At 71.0% G+C, this 19,561-nt stretch carries 17 protein-coding genes; 9 read left to right on the plus strand and 8 right to left on the minus strand.

The genetic code is table 11. From position 1 onward, the window contains the following. Window positions 1–31 precede the first annotated feature (31 nt). Window positions 32–580, plus strand: coding sequence for a PH domain-containing protein (locus tag HDC36_RS12420; protein WP_179567682.1), 549 nt, complete (start codon window positions 32–34; stop codon window positions 578–580). Then, window positions 577–2,091, plus strand: coding sequence for a PH domain-containing protein (locus tag HDC36_RS12425; protein ID WP_179567689.1), 1,515 nt, complete (start codon window positions 577–579; stop codon window positions 2,089–2,091). Before HDC36_RS12420 ends, HDC36_RS12425 begins: the two co-directional genes overlap by 4 nt. A gap of 31 nt (window positions 2,092–2,122) precedes the next feature. On the opposite strand, the gene HDC36_RS12430 is transcribed toward HDC36_RS12425, so the two are convergent. The 8 genes from HDC36_RS12430 to def all read right to left on the minus strand — a co-directional run bounded on the left by HDC36_RS12430 (window position 2,123) and on the right by def (window position 11,165). Then, the gene (locus HDC36_RS12430) at window positions 2,123–3,157 is read right to left on the minus strand and encodes a CDP-glycerol glycerophosphotransferase family protein (protein ID WP_179567691.1); all 1,035 of its coding nucleotides are present in this window, start codon (window positions 3,155–3,157) and stop codon (window positions 2,123–2,125) included. After that, window positions 3,157–3,990 (minus strand): glycosyltransferase family 2 protein, encoded by an 834-nt coding sequence (locus HDC36_RS12435; protein WP_179567693.1) that lies wholly within the window; start codon window positions 3,988–3,990, stop codon window positions 3,157–3,159. The genes HDC36_RS12430 and HDC36_RS12435 overlap by 1 nt, the downstream gene beginning before the upstream one ends. Window positions 3,991–4,074: 84 nt before the next feature. After that, window positions 4,075–5,373 (minus strand): O-antigen ligase, encoded by a 1,299-nt coding sequence (locus HDC36_RS12440; RefSeq protein ID WP_179567695.1) that lies wholly within the window; start codon window positions 5,371–5,373, stop codon window positions 4,075–4,077. A 53-nt stretch (window positions 5,374–5,426) separates the two neighbouring features. After that, window positions 5,427–6,464: a glycosyltransferase gene (locus tag HDC36_RS12445; RefSeq protein WP_179567697.1), complete on the minus strand. Its 1,038-nt coding sequence runs from the start codon at window positions 6,462–6,464 to the stop codon at window positions 5,427–5,429. Window positions 6,465–6,522: 58 nt separating this feature from the next. Then, a complete protein-coding gene (locus tag HDC36_RS12450) occupies window positions 6,523–8,238 on the minus strand; it encodes a glycosyltransferase family 39 protein (protein WP_179567698.1) in 1,716 nt (571 codons plus the stop codon). A gap of 25 nt (window positions 8,239–8,263) precedes the next feature. Then, window positions 8,264–9,598, minus strand: coding sequence for a 16S rRNA (cytosine(967)-C(5))-methyltransferase RsmB (gene rsmB / locus HDC36_RS12455; protein WP_179567700.1), 1,335 nt, complete (start codon window positions 9,596–9,598; stop codon window positions 8,264–8,266). Window positions 9,599–9,614: 16 nt separating this feature from the next. After that, the gene (gene fmt / locus HDC36_RS12460) at window positions 9,615–10,538 is read right to left on the minus strand and encodes a methionyl-tRNA formyltransferase (RefSeq protein WP_179567702.1); all 924 of its coding nucleotides are present in this window, start codon (window positions 10,536–10,538) and stop codon (window positions 9,615–9,617) included. 114 nt (window positions 10,539–10,652) lie between these two features. Further along, window positions 10,653–11,165, minus strand: coding sequence for a peptide deformylase (gene def / locus HDC36_RS12465; RefSeq protein WP_179567704.1), 513 nt, complete (start codon window positions 11,163–11,165; stop codon window positions 10,653–10,655). Between the two features lie 137 nt (window positions 11,166–11,302). Between def and HDC36_RS12470 the strand changes: the two genes are divergently transcribed. From HDC36_RS12470 to HDC36_RS12500, 7 genes are all read left to right on the plus strand, one after another. Next, window positions 11,303–12,439: a LysM peptidoglycan-binding domain-containing protein gene (locus tag HDC36_RS12470; protein ID WP_179567706.1), complete on the plus strand. Its 1,137-nt coding sequence runs from the start codon at window positions 11,303–11,305 to the stop codon at window positions 12,437–12,439. Between the two features lie 82 nt (window positions 12,440–12,521). Continuing rightward, window positions 12,522–13,676, plus strand: a complete 1,155-nt coding sequence (gene dprA, locus HDC36_RS12475) for a DNA-processing protein DprA (protein ID WP_179567713.1) — start codon at window positions 12,522–12,524, stop codon at window positions 13,674–13,676. Window positions 13,677–13,719: 43 nt separating this feature from the next. Beyond that, window positions 13,720–14,193 (plus strand): DUF494 family protein, encoded by a 474-nt coding sequence (locus HDC36_RS12480; RefSeq protein WP_003470396.1) that lies wholly within the window; start codon window positions 13,720–13,722, stop codon window positions 14,191–14,193. A gap of 22 nt (window positions 14,194–14,215) precedes the next feature. After that, entirely contained in the window at window positions 14,216–14,944 is a 729-nt protein-coding gene (locus HDC36_RS12485) for a pilin (protein WP_179567721.1), read from the plus strand. Between the two features lie 40 nt (window positions 14,945–14,984). Next, complete coding sequence (locus tag HDC36_RS12490; protein ID WP_179567723.1) at window positions 14,985–15,929, plus strand: RDD family protein; 945 nt, start codon at window positions 14,985–14,987, stop codon at window positions 15,927–15,929. Between the two features lie 257 nt (window positions 15,930–16,186). Further along, window positions 16,187–18,673, plus strand: a complete 2,487-nt coding sequence (locus tag HDC36_RS12495) for a DNA topoisomerase I (RefSeq protein ID WP_179567725.1) — start codon at window positions 16,187–16,189, stop codon at window positions 18,671–18,673. Window positions 18,674–18,997: 324 nt separating this feature from the next. Further along, entirely contained in the window at window positions 18,998–19,558 is a 561-nt protein-coding gene (locus tag HDC36_RS12500) for a Sua5/YciO/YrdC/YwlC family protein (RefSeq protein ID WP_179567733.1), read from the plus strand. Window positions 19,559–19,561: the final 3 nt, after the last annotated feature.

Here is a 19,561-nt window from a genome sequence, read left to right on the forward strand (position 1 = left end):
CAGTGTCCGCCCATCGCTTCGAGAGCCCGCCGTGACCGCACCGCCGTCCCTGGACCCCTGCGCCGCCCCGCTTGGCGCCGACCCTCAGGCCGCCATCGCGTTCGCGCCTGCGGACGCCTGGCTGCCGCTGCCGCTGCGCGGTGCCTGGCTGGCCGCGCTCGGCGGCGGCTGCATGCTGGGCCTGTGCGTGCTGATCGGCGCGGCGATCTTCGGTTTCTCGCTGCACAGCCGCCAGGCCTTGCTCATCGGTACCGGCGCCGCGGCGCTCGGCGCGCTGTTCGGCGCCTGCATCGGCTTCGTGCGCCATCGCCGGATCCGTTGGCGGCTGAACGCGCAGGGCCTGGACCTGCGCCGCGGGCGGCTGTGGCAGAGCGAAGTGCACGTTCCGATCTCGCGCGTGCAGCATCTGGACCTGCGCCGCGGCCCGCTGGAGCGCCTGGCGCGCCTGGCCACCCTGGTGGTGCACACCGCGGGCACCCGGCACAACGCGGTCGCCGTGCCCGGCCTGGACCAGGCCGACGCCGAGCGCCTGCGCGAACGCCTGGCGCACCAGCTCGACCACGACGACGACGCGCTGTGAGCGCCGCCCTGGACGCCGAGGACACCGCGGTCCGGCGCCTGCATCCGTGGTCGTGGCTGTTCGTGCTGCTGCAGCACCTCCGGCATTTCCTGCTGCCGCTGCTGGCGCTGCTGGTGTTCGGCGGGCGCGACGGCCGCAACGACCATGTCGACCAGCTGATGATGCTGCTGGTGGGCAGCGCGCTGATCGCGGTGTCGCTGCTGCGCTACCTCACCTACCAGTACCGCATCGGCCGCGACAGCCTGAGCATCCGCAGCGGCTGGCTGGAACGCAGCCTGCGCGAGATCCCGTTCGCGCGCATCCACAACGTGGTCGTGCACCAGTCGCTGCTGCATCGGCTGTTCGGCGTGGCCGAAGTGCGGCTGGAATCGGCCGGCGGGACCAAGCCGGAAGCGCAGATGCGGGTGCTGCGGCTGGACCAGGCGCTGGCGCTGGAGCGGCAGATCCGCCATCGCGCGCATGCCACCGAGACCGCGCCCGCGTCGGCGGACGCAGCGCCGGCCAGCGACGTGCTGTTGGCGCTGCCCACCTCGGAAGTGCTGCGCCAGGGGCTGATCTCCAACCGCGGCATGGTGGTGGTGATCACCGCGTTCGGCGCCACCTATCACCTGTTCCCCGAGCGCATGGTCTCCAATGCGATCGAGCACTACGGGCGGCAGTTGTTCGGCTACGCCAGCCACCTGCAGCTGGGCTGGATGGCCGGCGCGGTCAGCGTGGCGCTGATGCTGGCGACGCTGCTGCTGGTCATGCGCGTGCTGTCGATGGCGCTGGCGCTGCTGCAGTACCACGGCTTCCGGCTCAGCGAGAGCGAGCGCCGGCTGACCGTGGAGCGCGGCCTGCTGACGCGGCTGCGCAGCAGCGTGGCGCGGCGCCGGATCCAGGCCTGGACGCTGCACGAGGGCGTGCTGCAACGCCTGCTGCGGCGGCGCAGCCTGCACATCGACACCGCGGTGATGGACGGGCACGGCGAGGAGGGCCGCGCACTGAAGGAATTGGCGCCGCTGGCGACGCCGGCCGCGTGCGACGCGCTGCTGCACCGGCTGCTGCCGCAGATCGCGTGGCCGCCGCCGCACTGGCAGGGGATCGCCACGCGCTGCTGGTGGCGGCTATGCCTGCCGGCGCTATGCCTGGTGCCACTGCTGTGCGCCGGCCTGTGGCGGCCGGTCGGCGCCTGGGCCGCGCTGGCGCTGCTGTGGCTGCCGTGGTCGGCGTTCAAGGCCTGGCGCCAGGCGCAACGCATGGGATATGCCGTGGACGCGCGCTACGTGGCGGTGCGCGGCGGCTGGTGGACGCGCTGGTGGCGGCTGGCCGAGATCGACAAGCTGCAGGCGCTGCAGCTGACCCGCTCGCCGCTGGACCGCTACTGCGGCACCGCCACGCTGTGGCTGGACACCGCCGGCGCCCGCCATGGCGAGCCGCCGTTGCGGGTGCGTCTGCTGCCCGAGGCCGAAGCGCAGGCGCTGTATCTGCAACTGAGCCGCGCGCTGGCACGGCGCCGGCTGCGCTGGTAGCGGCGAGCGCGGTACCCGGCCACGCGCCGGATCAACGCGCGCCGCGGCCCCAGTAGCCGATGCGCCGGCGGATCTTCAGCTTGCGCCAGAAATTCCATGGCTTGCGCCTGGGATTGCGTCCACCCTCGGCGACGAAGTCGTCGATCGCGCGCAGCACGCGCTCGCTGGACTGCCCGTCGCGGTAGGGATGCAGGCCGTCGGCGAAGTCGCGGATCGCCACCATCAGTTCCGGCGGCCGCGCCAGCGCGCGGCGGATCGCCGGCTCGAACTGCGCGGGGTCGTCGATGTCGATCAGCTGCGGGCCCGGACGCCGGTTCTTGAACGTCACCACCGGCTTGTAGGTGAGCAGGAACTCGTTGAGCGCCGAGGAGGTGTCCGAACACATCAGGTCCACCTGCGGGAACAGCTCCAGGATGTTGTCGTTGTCGGCGAAGCGCAGGTAGTCGTTCTCCAGCGCGCGATAGCGCGCCACCATCTGCGGGTCCATCTTCGGATGGAAGGTCACGATCCAGCGCCATTCGCCCGTGCGCGACAGCCGCGCGACCTCGTCGTGGAGGATGCCGGCCGCGCTCCACGACGGCGAGAACGTGGAGTGGTACAGGATCACCGGCGGTTGCCGCACCGGTGCCAGCTCGGCGCCGATCTCGCGCATGAACGGGTCGATCTTGGGGAAGCCGGTTTCCTTCACCGCGAAGTGGCCGAGCCTGCGCGCCAGCGCGCCGAATGCGGCAGTGTCGCGCGGGCCGGTGGTGCAGTACAGGTCGAAGAAACCGCGGACATAGATGTGCCGCGGCTTGCCGGCGTCGAAGCCGTGGAAGGTCTCGACCTTCACCCCGGGAAAGAAGTGCGGCACCGCGTTGCTGGAGGTGATCACCGCGTACGGATCCCACGCCAGCACTTCCTCCACGGTCGCCAGGTGGCGCTCGTCTGCGCTCAGATCGGCGGCGCCGGGACCGTCGAAGAACCACGCCGCCTGATCGCCGCGCGCCCGGATCGCGGCCTGCAACGGACGCAGGATCGCCAGCGCATAGCGTTCGGATCCGTACAGCAGGTAATGCTTGCTCATCAGTGCTCCAGATCGTGCCGTTGCAGCTGCGCCCGCGCCTGCTCCACCGAGGCCGGGTTGACCTGCATCTCGTAGTAGCGCATGCGTTTGTACAGCGCGTAGCTGGCCGCGGTCTGCGCCACCACGAAGCCGCGCCAGCCATCGAGCACCGCCAGGCGCAGCAGGTAATCCTTGAGGAAGGCGCCGGCGAACACGAACGGGCTCTGCCACATTCTCACCGGCTTGCGCTTGTCGCGCCAGCCGAGCGCCTTCAGTTCGGCGTAGCGCAGCACCTTGAGCTGCTTGTGCACCAGGGTCGGATTGTGCAGGTGGTTGAACGGCGGCGCGAACTCGGCGCTGGCGCCGTCGAAGCGCAGCGATTCGTGCACCCGCGCATCGCTCCAGCGCGCGCGGCCGCGGTGGTACAGCCGCGCCAGGCGTTCGCCGACCATCGGCCGGTACCAGCGCATCGGCGCACCCATGTACCAGGTACTACGCCGCAACCACACCGCGTCCAGGCGGTCTTCGGCCAGGAGTTGCGGCAGCCGCGCCAGGCATTCGGCGCGCAGCGCGTCGGACAGGAATTCGTCGGCGTCCAGCACCAGGATCCAGTCGTGCGCGGCCTGGGTGGAGGCGAAGTTGCGCTGCGCGCCGAAGCCCAGCCAGGCCTGCTCGACCACGCGCGCGCCGTGCGCGCGGGCGATCGCCGCCGTGTCGTCGCTGCTGCCGCAGTCCACCACCAGCTTGTCGGCGGCGAACGGCACGCTGTCCAGGCAGCGCGCGATGTTGGCGGCTTCGTTGTAGGTCATCACCACCAGGCTGAGCGGCAAGGTGGTCGCGGCGGCGTCGGCCATGGCGCTCGGTATCCGGGGCAGCGGTGCACCCTGCGGTCGCGGCGCGGACGGCGCCGCGCCGGTCGGCGGTGCGGGATCGGCAGTCTACCGGCTTCCGGCAGCGCCTTCAGCGGCGCCGGCACGCACGCGCGGCGCCTGCGCATCGCAGGCGGCCAGCCCGATCAGCACGCCGACCAGGGACACGTAGAAGCCGGTGGTGACCTGATGCGCGAACATCGACTGGGTCATGCCGCACAGGATGTAGGCGGCCACCACCATGATCCCGGTCGCGGCCGGGCCATGGAACTCGCGTCGCGGCCGTCGCCGGTACAGGCGCAGCAGCAGCCACAGCGGCACGCCGTAGACCAGCAGGATCAGCACGGTGCCGGGCAGGCCCTGGGTCGCGCTCCATTCGGCCAGGTCGTTGTGCGCATGGCCCAGATGGCAGCGCTCCACCCAGGTCTTGCTGCGGCAATCGGGCAGGCGCAGCATCGCGTTGTCGAAACGGCCCACGCCGACCCCGACCAGCGGATGCTCGACGAAGGTCGCCGCCGCCACCTGCAGCCGTTCGATGCGCGCCCCGGCCGAGGAATCGCTGTCGCCGCGCTCGTAGCGCTGCACGTCGTGGTGCAGTTCGGCCAGGCGGGTCTGCCGGGTCAGCGCCGGCACGCTCAGCACCAGGGTCGCCGCCAGCGCCGCGATCGCGCCCAGGATCGCCAGGCGCATGACGCCGCTGCGCCAGCGCACGCACAGCGCGGTGGCGACCAGCAGCAGCAACATGCCCAACCACACGCCGCGGCTACCCGTGAGCAGGATGGTGGCGCAGCCGGCGGCGAGCGCCACCAGCGTCCACGGCCAGCGCCCGGGCGGGCGGCAGAACACCGCCACCACCAGCAGCACCAGCACCACGTCGGCGAGCACGATCGCGTTGGTCCAGCCCTCGGCACGCGGCTGGCCCTGCAGCACCTGCACGATCGCCAGCACCAGGGTGGCGAAGATGCCCAGCAGCGCGCCCCACCACAGTCCCTGCCGCGGCGGGCGCAGCGCGTAGACCCACAGCGCGGTCCAGGGCAGCACCAGGAAGCGGGTGCGGTTGTCGATGTCCTTCAGCGCCTGGCCGAAGTACAGCAGGGAGAACACCGACAGCACGATCACCAGCAGCGCCAGCACGGTCAGCCAGCGCAGCGAGGGCTGCAGGCCGGACGCGGCGCGGCGCATGCGGCCCAGCGCCAGCAGGCTGCTCGCCAGCAACAGCAGGCCGAACGGCAGCAGCCCGCCCGGCATGCTGACCACCAGGGCCGGCAGGCACAGCAGGCCCAACGCGGCGCCCCACTCGGCCAACCGGTGGCGATGGGATGCGGCCGGCGGCCGCGCAGCATGGTGCGACGGGGCTTCTTCGGTCATCTAGGCGAGAACGGACGGGGGGACGGTGGGGGGCGATGATCCAAGTACGACCCCTAACCCGACCTGACCTGCACGCGGCCGGTCCCCGCCGGCGCCGACGTGGCCGGCGGGGGCGCATCGCCGAGCAGATCGGCCACCACCGCCTGCAGGCGCTCGCCGAACTCCTGCTGGCGCGACTCGAAGAACGTGCGCGCGGCAGTGCCCAGCGCATCGCATTGCATCGGCGCCAGGGCCAGCGCCTGCGCCATGGCCCGCTCGATGCCGGCCGCGTCGATGCGGTAGCGCACGCCGAAATTGTCCTCGCGCTCGCCGACCGGCTCGATCAGCACGCCGCGCTCGGCGGTCACCAGTTCGTTCATCGGCGCGCCGTTGGTGGTGATCACCACCGCACCGACGCTCAGCGCTTCCATGATGTAGTGGCCGAAGCCCTCGACCTCGGACGGGCACAGGTGGAAGCGATGCGCGTTCTGCAGCCGGCGCAGTTCATGCTGGTCCAGGTAGCCGGTCAGGTAGTCGATGTTCTCGGCATCGATCGGGCGCGATTTCTTCGCGCTCTGCACCACCGTCAGCCGCGGCCATTCCGGGTGCCGCGCCCAGGTCTGCAGCAGCACCGCGGTGCCCTTGGCCGAACTGCGCCCGGCCACATGCAGGCAGGCGCGCTCGCGCGGCACCTCCGGGCGGTAGCAGTCGTCGCTGCAGAAACCGATGAAGGTGGTCGCCGGACCCTGCGCGGAAAAAAGCTGCTCTGCCTGCCAGGTCTTGCACAAGACCCGTTGGAAACGCGGCAGCCAGCGCAGCCACTTGCGGCGGAACCACTCCGGATTGGGAACCAGCACATTGCGCCTGCCGGCGCCCAGGCAGCGCGGATAGACCCGCTCCAGGAAAATCTGCAGGTCGGCGCGGCCGCGCAACAGGCTGCGCAGGGCCAGGCGCAGTTCGCGCAGGTGGTTGGCCAAACGCACGGTGCCGAAGCCGAGCACCTCCACCCGATAGCGGCCGCTGCTGCGCAGCGCCTCGGCGACCACCTGCAGGTCGCGGCTCAGGCCGCCGCCGTTGTCGCGGCTGATGACCCGGATCAGGCGCAGCGGCATGCCACGCCTCCCGCCCGCGCGGCGCCCAGATCGAGACCGAAGCAGGCGCGGCCGCGACTCACTCGAAGCGGTCCTTGTCCTGCTCGCGCAAGCGGTCGCGGTCGCCGGTGGTGACCGTGCAACGGCCGTGTACGGCGGCGGCCGGCACCAGCCACCAGTTGCGGCGGTTGGATACGCCGGCCAGGGTGCTGGCGCGGCGATCGACGCAGCCGAGCATCGCCGCCTCCTGCACCAGCAGCCAGCGCCGCTGCGGCGCCTGCGCCTGCCAGGCCACGCCGCGGCGCAACTGCTCGTCCCACGGCACCACGAAACCGAAGGTGGTCGCGGCGCGGTCGGCCATCAGCAGGTTCTGTTCCTTCCAGGCCACCAGGCCCAGTTCCGCGTCCGGCCCGATGCGGCGGCCGGCCGCCTCCATGACCCCGCGCGCGGAACTGGACGTGTTGATCAGCGGATACACCAGCAGCCCCACCAGCACCCACAGCATGCTCAGCGTGGACACCATCGCCAGCTCCGGACGCCGCCGCGCGAACACCGCCAGGCTGGCCACGCCCCACAGGCCGAGCGCCAACAGGATCCAGGCCAGCGCCTGCACGGTCTGCAGATCGACGCCGCGCTGCTCCATCATCTGCGCGCGGAACCCGTGCCCAGCCAGGATCGCCGCGCCGACGCCGCCCAGCGCCACGGTCAGCACCACGGTGAACGCCAGCAGCAGGCGCCTGACCCCGGTCTTGCGCAGCAGCCCCGGGATCAGCGGCGCCATCGCCAGGCACAGCATCGGCAGCGCCGGCAGGATGTAGACGTCGCGCTTGCCGGTGGGGATAGAAAAGAACAACAGGATCAGCGCCCACCACGCCAGCGGCAGCAGGTAGCGCGGATCGCGCCGGCGCAGGCGCCGCGCCCAGGCCGGGATCGCCCACGGCAAGGCCAGCAGCAGGGGCAGCCACATGCTCGGCATCACCCCGAAGAAGTAGAACGGCCCGTGCGGGTGATCCCAGGACCTGGCGTAGCGCCCGGCGGTCTGCCGGAACAGGATGTCGTCGAGGTAGGCGCGGTATTCGGGCTGATGCGCCGACAGCGCCGTGGTCACCATCGGCACCAGCCAGATCGACACCGCGCCCAGGAACGCCAGCGGCCCCAGCCAGAAGCGCGGATTGCGCGCGCCGATCCTGACCCCGCGCCACTGCGCCAGCGATGCCGCCGCGGCCGGCAGCAGCATCAGCAGCGCCAGCGCGCCCACGCCCTTGGTGATCGTGCCCAGGCCGGCGGCGAACCAGCCCAGCGCCCACATCCGCCAGTCGGGTCCGCGCAGCACATGGCGCAACAGGCCGTAGTTGGCCAGGGTGATGTAGAACACCACCAGCGGATCGATCTGCGCCTTCTTCGCCTGGTAGGTGAAGTGGAACGCGAACAGCAGCGCATACGCCGCATACATGCCGACTCGGCGCGTCCACAGGCGCCGGCCCAGGTCGTAGACGCAGGCCAGCGTGCCCAGCCCGGCCAGCAGCGACGGCAGCAGGAACGCCACCCGCCAGTTGCCGAACAACGTGTAGAACGACGCCTGCAGCCACATCAGCATCGGCGGCTTGTCCGAGTACAGCTCGGTGCCGCGGTGCGGGAACAGCCAGTTGCCGCTGTCCACCATCTGCTTGGCGACCAGCGCGAAGCGCGGCTCGTCGGCCGGGTGCGGATCGCGCAGGCCGAGGCCGGCGCCGAGCACCAGCAGCGCAAGCAGGGCCAGCAACCAGAATTCTCGGGACGCGCGGGTCTTCAGCATGGGACGGGATGATACCGGGGCCGGTTCACGCCGTCTTGCGCAGCCGCGCATAGAAGAACCCGTCGCGGTCCTGCTCGCCGGGCAGGCGCTGGCGGCCGCCGCCGGACGCGTGGCCGCAGGCGGCGCCGGGATCCTCGGCCATGGCGTCGGCGGTGCGCGCCAGGAACGCCTGCAGCTGGCGCGCGTTCTCGTCCTTCAGCAGCGAACAGGTAGCGTAGACCAGCACCCCGCCCGGCCGCAGCACCTGCCAGCCGGCATCCAGCAACCGCGCCTGCAGCGCCTGCAGCGCGACCACGTCCTCGCGCCGCCGGTGCAGCAGCACGTCGGGCTGGCGGCGCACGATGCCGGTGGCCGAGCACGGCGCGTCGAGCAGCACCGCATCGAACGCCTCGCCATCCCACCAGCTGTCCGGCTGCGCCGCATCGGCCGCCTGCAGCAGCGCCTGCGCGCCGGCACCGGTGCGGTCGAAGGTCTCGCGCACCCGCGCCAGGCGCCGCGGGTCCACGTCCAGCGCGGTCAGGCGCAGCGTCGGGTCGCGCTCGAGCAGGTGCGCGGACTTGCCGCCGGGCGCAGCGCACGCGTCTAGCACGCGCGCGCCCGGCGCCGGCGCCAGCACGTCGGCGACCTGCTGCGCCGAGCCGTCCTGCACCGACACCCAGCCGTCGGCGAAGCCGGGCAAGGCGCTCATCGCCACCGATTCGGCCAGGCGGATCGCATCGGCCAGGTCCGGTGCCGCCTGCGCGCCGATGCCGGCGTCGGCCAGCTGCTGCAGATAGGCGTCGCGCGTGCTGCGCTGGCGGTTCACCCGCAGCCACAGCGGCGCCGCCTGCTGGCTGGCGGCGAAGATCGCTTCGGCCTGTTCCGGCCAGTCGGCGTGCAGCGCATCGCGCAGCCACAGCGGCCAGCCGGCGTCGGCGGCCACCGCCGGCAGCCCATCGCGCAGCGCGCGGCGCAGCAAGGCGTTGACCATGCCGGCCTGGCGCGGCCGGTCCAGCGCCCGTGCCGCCTCCACCGTCGCCGACAGCGCCGCGTGCGGCGCCAACCCCAGCACGTCGAGCTGGGCGAAACCGGCCATCAGCAGCGTGCGCAGTTCGGCGTCGCGCTGCGGCAACTGCTTCTGCAGCCACAGCCGCAGCGCGGCCTCGTAGGCCGGGCGCCGGCGCAGCACGGCGAAGCAGATCGCCTCGACCAGGGCGCGATCGCGCGGATCGGGCAGCGCCGGCAGCGCGGTGGCCAGCTCGGCCTTCAGCGAACGGCCGCGGTCGATCACCGCGCTCAGTACGCGGGCGGCGACGACGCGGGGCGCGACGCCCGGCGGCGGCGGCGCGGCGGCAGGCGGCGCGGCAGGCGGCTGCGTCATGGGCGGTCGCGCCGGCTCAGGCCAGCACCGGCAGGTCGCGCCGGGCATTGAGGTAGTCGGCCGCGGTGATCGCCTTGCCGCCTTCGCGCTGCAGCACGCGCAGGCGCAACGCGCCCTGGCCGCAGGCGATGTCGATGCCCTGCCTGGAGGCGGCCAGCACCGTGCCCGGCGGCTGCGCATGCGCCAGTTCCAGCGCCACCGCGCCGTGGATGCGCACGCGCTCGCCGGCCAGCACCGCTTCGGTGATCGGCCACGGATTGAACGCACGCACCCGCAGCGCCAGCTGCGCCGCCGGCTGCTGCCAGTCCAGCCGCGCCTGCGCCTTGTCCAGCTTGTGCGCGTAGGTGACGCCGGCGTCCGGCTGCGGCTGCGGCACCGGGCGGATGCCGGCGCGCAGCAGGCCCAGGCCGTCGGCCAGCACCTGCGCGCCGAGCGCGGCCAGCCGGTCGTGCAGCTGCCCGCCGGTCTCGCTGTCGCCGATCGGGGTGCGCTGCGACATCAGCACCGGGCCAGTGTCCAGGCCCGCTTCCATCTGCATCAGGCACACCCCGGTTTCGCTGTCGCCGGCCTCGATCGCGCGCTGGATCGGCGCGGCGCCGCGCCAGCGCGGCAGCAGCGAGGCGTGCACGTTCCAGCAGCCATGGGTCGGGATCGCCAGCACCGCCTTGGGCAGGATCAGGCCGTAGGCCACTACCACCATCAGGTCCGGCTGCAGCGCACGCAGAGTCTGCAGCGCCTCCGGCGAGCGCAAGGTCTCCGGCTGCAGCACCGGAATGCCGCGCGCGACCGCCTCCAGCTTCACCGGCGACGGCGTCAGCCCACGGCCGCGCCCGGCGGGCCGGTCCGGCTGGGTATAGACCGCGACCACTTCATGGCGCTGCGCGGCCGCGCGCAACGACGGCACGGCGAAGTCCGGCGTACCGGCGAAGACGATTTTCATTGGGCGGGGATTCGGGATTGGGAATTAGGGATTCGCAACGGCAGGGTTCGGCGACCGGAAGGGAATCCGACTCGCGCTTACGAATCCCCAATCTCCAATCCCGAATCCCGGCCTTCAGGCCACGTGCTTGCGCGCCTTGGCCAGCTTCTTGCGCACCATCTCGCGCTTGAGCGGGGAGAGGTAGTCGACGAACAGCTTGCCGTCCAGGTGGTCCATCTCGTGCTGCACGCACACCGCCAGCACGCCGTCGGCGGACAGTTCCTGCGGCTGGCCGTGGCGGTCCAGGTAGCGCACGACGATGCTGTCGGCACGGGTCACGTCGGCATAGATGCCGGGCACCGACAGGCAGCCTTCCTGGTACACCTGCTCGCCGTCGCGCTGCACGATCTGCGGGTTGATGAACACCTGCGGGGTGTTCTTCTCCTCGCTGACGTCGATGACCATGAAGCGCTGGTGCACGTCCACCTGGCTCGCGGCCAGGCCGATGCCGGGGGCCTCGTACATGGTCTCGAACATGTCGTCGAGCAGTCGCTGGAACGCCGGCGCGGTCACGTCGGCAGGGTCGACCGGCACCGCCTTGGTGCGCAGGCGGGGATCGGGGAATTCGAGGATGGGAAGCAGGGCCATAGCGGTACCCAGATGGGGGCGCCGGAAAATTCGGCAAGACGTGGCAATTCTACCCCGTTCTGGCGCGAACGCTTGCGCCGCGCCCAGGGTTCTGGACTATAGTGCGCGGACCTGTTGGGGAATCAGGCTCCGCACTCATGTTCAAACGACTCCGTACGGTCGTCGCCGTGGCGATGCTTACCGTAGCGACCTATGCCGCTTCCGCGAGCATGGCTGCCGAACACCCTGACACCTACGTGGTGCGCAAGGGCGACACGCTGTGGGACATCGCCGGGCGCTTCCTCGGCAAGCCGTGGCTGTGGCCGGAAATCTGGCAGGCCAACCCGCAGGTGCAGAACCCGCACCTGATCTACCCCGGCGACGTGCTCAGCCTGGCCTACCTGGACCGGGTGGCGCGCGCCACGGTCAAGCCGGGCCCGCGCCAGGACGCGCCGATCGACGCGATCCCGCTGTCCGACGTCGAGCCGTTCCTGAAGAACCTGCGCGTGGCCGACAGCATCGACGAGCTGCCCTACGTGGTGGGCTTCGAGGACAACCGGCTGCGCGCCACCATCGGCCAGGTGGTCTACGCGACCGGGCTCAGCGACGCGCAGGTCGGGCAGCGCTACGCGGTGGTACGGCCGACCCTGCGCTACGAACTGCCCAGGCTCAGCGACGACCTGAACAACGAGGGACGCAGCACCCCGGGCACCGGCAACATGTGGCAGACCTTCGTGGCGCCGGACAACAAGCGCCGCGAAACGCTGGGCTACGAGCTGGCCCAGGTCAATATCGGTACCGTCACCCGCGTTTCCGCCGACGGTAGCCAGGCCACCACCCTGCTGCTGCAGGACAGCGCCCGCGAAGTGCGCGCCGGCGACCGCCTGATCGCGGTCCAGGCGCAGCCCTACGACCTGCAGTTCGTGCCGCATCCGCCCTCGGCGCAGGCGCTCGAGGCCGGGCTGCGGGTGCTGGCGGTGGCCGACGCGTTCAGCGCCGCCGGTCCGCGCGACGTGATCGCGATCTCCGGCGGCAGCCGCGAGGGCATCGACAACGGCACGGTGGTGTCGCTGTGGCGGCATGGCACCCGGGTCAACGACCGCGTGCAGCGCCCGAACACCTCGCGCGCCGACGACGGCTTCACCGGCGGCCGCGGCTCGGTGGCCTTGCCCGACGAATACGCCGCGCACGCGATGGTGTTCCGCACCTTCGACAAGGTCAGCTACGCGCTGGTGATGGACGGCGTCAAGCCGACCCGGATCGGCTACGACGTGAAGCACCCAGACGCGCGCTGACCCGCGCACGCGGGCAAGTCCTACATCCGCAACAGACGGCGCCCGAGGGCGCCGTCTGCGTTTGCGGCCTAGCCTGGGGCCCATGTCCGCCCTGCCCACCGACCACGCACACTCCAGTCCCGACCCCGCATTGCTGGCGCTGTCGCTGGCCGGCGGCGCCAGCGCCCCGCGCAGGCGCCTGCTCGAGCGACACGGCAGCCCTGCCGCCGCGCTGGCCGCCGGCGCGGCGGCCTGGCAGGCGGCGGGACTGGATCCGGCGCAGAGCGCGGCACTTCGGCAGCCCGACCGCGCCGCGATGGACGCCGCGCTGGCCTGGCTGGCGCAGCCGCGCCGGCACCTGCTCGGCTGCCACGACCCCGACTATCCTGCGCTGCTGCTGCGCAGCCCCAACCCGCCGCTGGCGCTGTACCTGGAAGGCGACCCGGCGGCGCTGTGGCATCCGGCGGTAGCGGTGGTCGGCAGCCGCGCGCCCAGCGCCGGCGGCCGCGACAATGCGTATCGCTTCGCCCTGGCGCTGGCCACGTCCGGGCTGGCGGTGACCAGCGGCATGGCCGCCGGGGTCGATGCCGCCGCGCACGCGGCGGCGCTGTCGCGCCAGGACGGACTGACCGTGGCGGTGGTCGGCACCGGCGCGGACCTGGCCTACCCGCGCCAGCATGCCGCCCTGCGCGAGCGCATCGCCGCGCGCGGCGCGGTGGTCAGCGAGCATCCGCCCGGCACCCCGGCGCGGCCCAGCCACTTCCCCGCCCGCAACCGGATCATCGCCGGACTGACCCTGGCCACCCTGGTGATCGAGGCCGCCACCCGTTCCGGCGCGCTGATCACCGCGCGCCTGGCGGCCGAGGCCGGGCGCGAGGTGTTCGCGCTGCCCGGCTCGATCCACAACCCGTTGGCGCGCGGCTGCCATCGCCTGATCCGCGACGGCGCCGGGCTGGTCGAAAACGCCGAGGAGGTGCTGGCCGGGGTCGCGCCGCTGGCCGCGGAACTGGCCGACGCCTTGCGCGGACGCCTTCGCGCCCCCACTGAGAGGATCGCCGACGACCCCGGCGCCATGCCGTCCTTCCCCGATCCGAACTACCAGCGCTTGTGGCAGGCGCTGGGCCACGACCCTACCTGTATGGATTCAGTGATCGCACGCACCGGATTGACGGCCGCGGCGGCCTCCTCCATGCTGCTGGCCATGGAACTGGATGGCTACGTGGCGGTCGAACGAGGTCGTTACACCCGCAAACCCTAGTTTCTTCACCTCCACAGCGTCTAGCGACGCAGGCCGAGGGGCAATGAAAGAGAGCATTCTGGATGTCCTGCTGTACCTGTTCGAACATTATTTCAGCGAGGATGCGGACCCGGTCCGCGATCGCGACTCCCTCCAGAATGGCCTGATCCAGGCTGGCTTCAGCCCCACCGAAATCAGCAAGGCGTTCGACTGGCTCGATGCCCTGGCCGACCAGCGGCCGGCCGTGCCGCAGCCGCGCATCGACGGCCCGATCCGCATCTACCATGGCCCTGAGCTGGACAAGCTCGACGTGGAATGCCGCGGCTTCCTGCTGTTCCTGGAACAGCACGGCATCCTCGACAGCGACCAGCGCGAGCTGGTGCTGGACCGGGCGATGGCGCTGGACCAGGACGAACTGGACCTGGACGACCTGAAATGGGTGGTGCTGATGGTGCTGTTCAACCAGCCCGGCGCCGAGGCGGCCTACGCGTGGATGGAAACGCAGATGTTCGTCGACGAGCCGGAGCCGGTGCACTGAGGCACTGACGGACCATGCACGGATGCACGAGGAACCGGTCCTGAGCGCCTGGTACTACGCCGACACGGCGCGCCAGCGGCACGGCCCGCTGAGCACCGCGACGTTGCTGGAACGCCTGCGCGACGGGCTGCTGGAGCGCAGTACCCTGGTCTGGCGCGAAGGCATGCCGGAATGGCGGCCGCTGCACGCGCTTGCCGACGAACTCGGCCTGTCAGCGACAGCCCCGCCGCCGCCGCCACCGCCACCGCCCCCGCTGCCACCAGCGGCGAGCGCCACCCCGACCATCCACGCCGCGGCTCCACGCAACGGCCTGTCCGGCTGCGGCATCGGCGCGATCGTCGCGGTCGTGGTCGGCGCGGTGCTGCTGGCGATGATCGGGATTCTCGCCGCCATCGCCTTGCCCGCGTATCAGGACTACACGCTGCGCACCAAGGCCACACTGGCGATCGGCAGCGTCACCCCGCTGAAGTCCCGGATCTCCGGCTTCACGATGCAGCAGGGGCGCTGCCCGGTCAACGGCGATCCCGGCTTCGGCACCGCCGAGAGCTACGCCAGCGAATTCGTCGCGCAGGTGCGGATCGGCCGTTTCGACAACGGCCATTGCGGCCTGGAAGCCACCCTGCACGCGCCCGGCAACGCCAAGCTGGATGGCAAGGCGCTGTGGCTGGACTACGATGAGCGGGCTTCGGCCTGGAAATGCAGTTCCGAGCTGGACGACCGCTACCTGCCCGCGCATTGCCGCGGCGGTTGAGCGGAAACGGATTTTTCGATCGCAACCCCGGGGAACAGGAATGAGTGAGTGGTACTACGCCGACGCCGCGCAGCAGCGTCACGGACCGATGCCCGCCGACGACCTGCAGCAGCGCTTCCAGCGCGGCGACGTCGGCCTGACCACGCTGGTGTGGCGCGACGGCCTCAGCGAATGGCATCCGCTGGCCGACTTTGTCGACGAACTGGGCCTGACCCAGGCGCCGGCGGCGATCGCGCCGAACGACGCCGTCGAGTCGGCGCCGACGCCGCCCGCGCAGGCGTTGCCCGCGGCCTGGGCCGCGCCGGAATCCGACGCCGCAGCGCATTCGCCCTACGCCGCGCCTGCCGCCACGCTCGGCGAGGAGCCACGCTTCGTCGCCGGCGGCGAGGTGGTGCAGGCCGGCTTCTGGAAGCGCACCGCCGCCTATCTGATCGACGGCATGCTGGTGGGCATGGTCGCGCAGGTGATCCAGTTCGTGATCATGCTCGGCTTCTTCGGCTTCAGCGGCCTCGGCGGCGGCGGCACCCCGGATTTCGCCACCGCCGGCGGCATCGTCATGCTGGTGCTGGTGTACCTGGTGCCGCTGGGCATGTCGGCGCTGTACTTCGGCCTGTTCCACGCCTCGTCCAAGCAGGCCACGCTGGGCAAGATGGCGGTCGGCATCAAGGTGGTGCGCACCGACGGCAGCCGGATCAGCGTCGGCCGCGGCATCGGCCGCTATTTCGGCTTCCTGCTGAGCAGCCTGACCATCTTCATCGGCTTCCTGATGGCCGCCTTCACCGAGCGCAAGCAGGCCCTGCACGACATGCTCTGCGACACCCTGGTGGTGGACAAGTGGGCCTACACCGACCACCCGGAGTGGCAGCAGCACAAGCTGGGCACGGTCACCGTGGTGATCCTGTCGCTGTTCGGCGTGCTGATGGTCGGGATCCTGCTGCTGGTGATCCTGGCCATCGGCCTGGCCGCCAAGGGCGGCTGGCACTGACGGCCGGGACTCGGGACCGGGGAGACCCGGCGGACGGAAGTCGGCGAAGCCCCCATGCCGGAGACTTGATCGGGCGGTCGCGCTTGACAGCCGCCGCCGGACATGTCCACTAATAAAAAGAGACGCAGCTGAACGCCCGGGGTACCAGCCCCGGGCGTCGGCCTCTCTGAACACCGCAACGCTTCACTAACCGGAGCAATTGCGCCACCCTACCGCCCCCAGGGCGCCCGCCCCGCCCATTCGAAGCCCACCTCATCATGTCCAAGCACCTGCTCATCGTCGAATCGCCCGCCAAGGCCAAGACGATCAACAAATACCTCGGCAAGGACTTCCACGTCCTGGCCTCGTATGGGCACGTGCGCGACCTGATCCCGAAAGAGGGCGCGGTGGATCCGGACGACGGCTTCGCGATGCGCTACGCGCTGATCGAGAAGAACGAGAAGCACGTCGAGGCCATCGCCAAGGCCGCCAAGGTCGCCGACGACATCTATCTGGCGACCGACCCGGATCGCGAGGGCGAGGCGATCAGCTGGCACATCGCGGAGATCCTGAAGGAGCGCGGGCTGCTCAAGGACAAGCCGCTGCACCGGGTGGTGTTCACCGAGATCACCCCGCGCGCGATCAAGGAGGCGATGGCCAACCCCCGGCAGATCGCCGTGGACCTGGTCGATGCGCAGCAGGCGCGGCGCGCGCTGGACTACCTGGTCGGTTTCAACCTGTCGCCGGTGCTGTGGCGCAAGGTGCAGCGCGGCCTGTCCGCCGGCCGCGTGCAGTCGCCGGCGCTGCGCATGATCGTCGAGCGCGAGGAAGAGATCGAAGCCTTCGTCGCCCGCGAATACTGGAGCATCGGCGCCGACTGCCTGCACCCCTCGCAACCGTTCGCGGCCAAGCTGGTCAAGCTCGACGGGCAGAAGTTCGAGCAGTTCACAATCACCGACGGCGACACCGCCGAAGACGCGCGGATGCGCCTGCAGAAGGCCGCGCAGGGCGCGCTGCACGTCACCGACGTGGCCAGCAAGGAGCGCAAGCGCCGCCCGGCGCCGCCGTTCACCACCTCCACGCTGCAGCAGGAAGCCTCGCGCAAGCTCGGCTTCACCACCAGCCGCACCATGCGCGTGGCGCAGAAGCTGTACGAAGGCGTGACCCTGGGCGACGAAGGCACGGTCGGCCTGATCAGCTACATGCGTACCGACTCGGTGAACCTGTCGCAGGACGCGCTGGCCGAGATCCGCGACGTGATCGCGCGCGACTTCGGCACCGGCGCGCTGCCGGACAAGCCGAACATGTACCAGACCAAGTCCAAGAACGCGCAGGAAGCGCATGAGGCGATCCGCCCGACCAGCGCGCTGCGCACCCCGGCGCAGATGGCCAAGTACCTGGACGACGATGGCCGCCGCCTGTACGAGCTGATCTGGAAGCGCGCGGTGGCCTGCCAGATGGTGCCGGCGACGATGAACACCGTCACCGTGGAGCTGGCTGCGGGCAACGAGCACAGCTTCCGCGCCAGCGGCACCACGGTGATCGACCCGGGCTTCCTGGCCGTGTACGAGGAAGGCAAGGACCAGAAGGCCGCCGAGGACGAGGACGAGGGCCGCAAGCTGCCGCCGATGAAGCCCGGCGACCGCATCCCGCTCGACCGCATCCATGCCGACCAGCATTTCACCGAGCCGCCGCCGCGCTACTCGGAAGCCTCGCTGGTCAAGACGCTCGAGGAATACGGCATCGGCCGCCCATCGACCTATGCCTCGATCATCCAGACCCTGCTGTTTCGCAAGTACGTGGAGCTGGACGCGCGCCGTTTCCGCCCCTCGGACGTGGGCCGCGCGGTCAGCAAGTTCCTGTCCGGCCACTTCACCCGCTATGTCGACTACGACTTCACCGCCAAGCTCGAAGACGAGCTGGACGCGGTGTCGCGCGGCGAAGAGGAATGGCGGCCGCTGATGGAGAAGTTCTGGGGCCCGTTCAAGGAACTGGTCGAGGAAAAGAAGGAATCGGTGGACCGCTCCGAGGCCACCGGCGCGCGCGAACTCGGCACCGACCCCAAGACCGGCAAGCCGGTCAGCGTGCGCCTGGGCCGGTTCGGCCCGTATGCGGCGATCGGCAGCACCGCCGAGGACGCCGAGGACAAGCCCAAGTTCGCCTCGCTGCGGCCGGGCCAGAGCATGCACACCATCACCCTGGAAGACGCGCTGGAGCTGTTCCTGATGCCGCGCGCGCTGGGCGAGGACAAGGGCGAGGACGTCAGCGTCGGCATCGGCCGCTTCGGGCCGTTCGCCAAGCGCGGCAGCGTCTATGCCTCGCTGAAGAAGGAAGATGACCCGTACACCATCGACCTGGCGCGCGCGGTGTTCCTGATCGAAGAGAAGGAAGAGATCGCGCGCAACCGCATCATCAAGGAATACGACGGCAGCGACATCCAGGTGCTGAACGGCCGCTTCGGCCCGTACATCAGCGACGGCAAGCTCAACGGCAAGATCCCCAAGGATCGCGAGCCTGCAACGCTGACCCTCGAAGAAGTGCAGAAGCTGCTGGAAGAGACCGGCAAGCCGGCGCGGCGCGGCTTCGGCGCGAAGAAGGCCGCGGCGAAGAAGGAAGCGGCGCCGAAAAAGAGTGCAGCCAAGAAGGCCGCGGCCGACGCCCCGGCCAAGCCCGCCGCGAAGAAGGCGGTCAAGAAGGCGGCGAAGAAGACCGCGAAGAAAACCGCAAAGAAAGTGGTCAAGAAGGCCGCGGCCAAGCCCGCCTGATCCACCACCCCGTTCCTGCGGATGCCACATCCGCAGGAGCGGCGCCGGATAGCCGCAATCGCCATCCATCGCGCCAAGCGATCCGTTAGCACTTGCCGCAATCGAGCTCCACCGGTGCATTCGGAAGCGGCGCCGCGCAGATCGGAACAACCGCAGCCGCCACAGCCTGCGCACCAGCCCCACCGCCTGCGCACCGCCCACGCCGCCCGACAGCAATCGAACCCGGAACCGGCAGCAAAGCGCGCTTCGCTCTTGCCAATCCCAAATCCCCAATCCCGGCCCTCCGGCATTGCCCCACAAAACAGCCTGCCGCATCATGCGCGCATGACCGATCTGTCGCTCAGCCAAGCCGTCGCCGCCCTGCGCCAGGGCGGTGTCGTCGCCTACCCGACCGAGGCGGTCTGGGGCCTGGGTTGCGATCCGTACGACCAGGCGGCGGTGACGCGCCTGCTGCAGATCAAGCAGCGCCCGGTGGAGAAAGGCCTGATCGTGGTCGCCGCCGAACTGGAGCCGCTGCGCCCGCTGCTGGACCTGCCGGCGCTGCCGCCGGAGCGCCTGGCCGCGGTGCTGGCCAGCTGGCCCGGAGCGCATACCTGGGTGCTGCCGGCCGCGGCGCAGGCGCCGCCCTGGATCACCGGCGCGCACCGCAGCATCGCAGTGCGGATCAGCGCGCACCCGCAGGTGGCCGCGCTGTGCCGCGCCTGGGGCGGCGCCCTGGTCTCGACCAGCGCCAACCGCGGCGGCGAGCCGCCGGCGCGGCAGCGCGCCGAACTGGATCCGCACCTGCTGGCCGCACTCGACGGCGTGGTCGGGGGCGAAACCGGCGGCCTGGCCCAGCCCACTCCGATCCGCGACGCGGTCAGCGGCGAGATCCTGCGCGCCTGAGCG

The sequence above is a fragment of the Xanthomonas sp. JAI131 genome (assembly GCF_013410075.1).
Taxonomy (GTDB): domain Bacteria; phylum Pseudomonadota; class Gammaproteobacteria; order Xanthomonadales; family Xanthomonadaceae; genus Xanthomonas_A; species Xanthomonas_A bonasiae.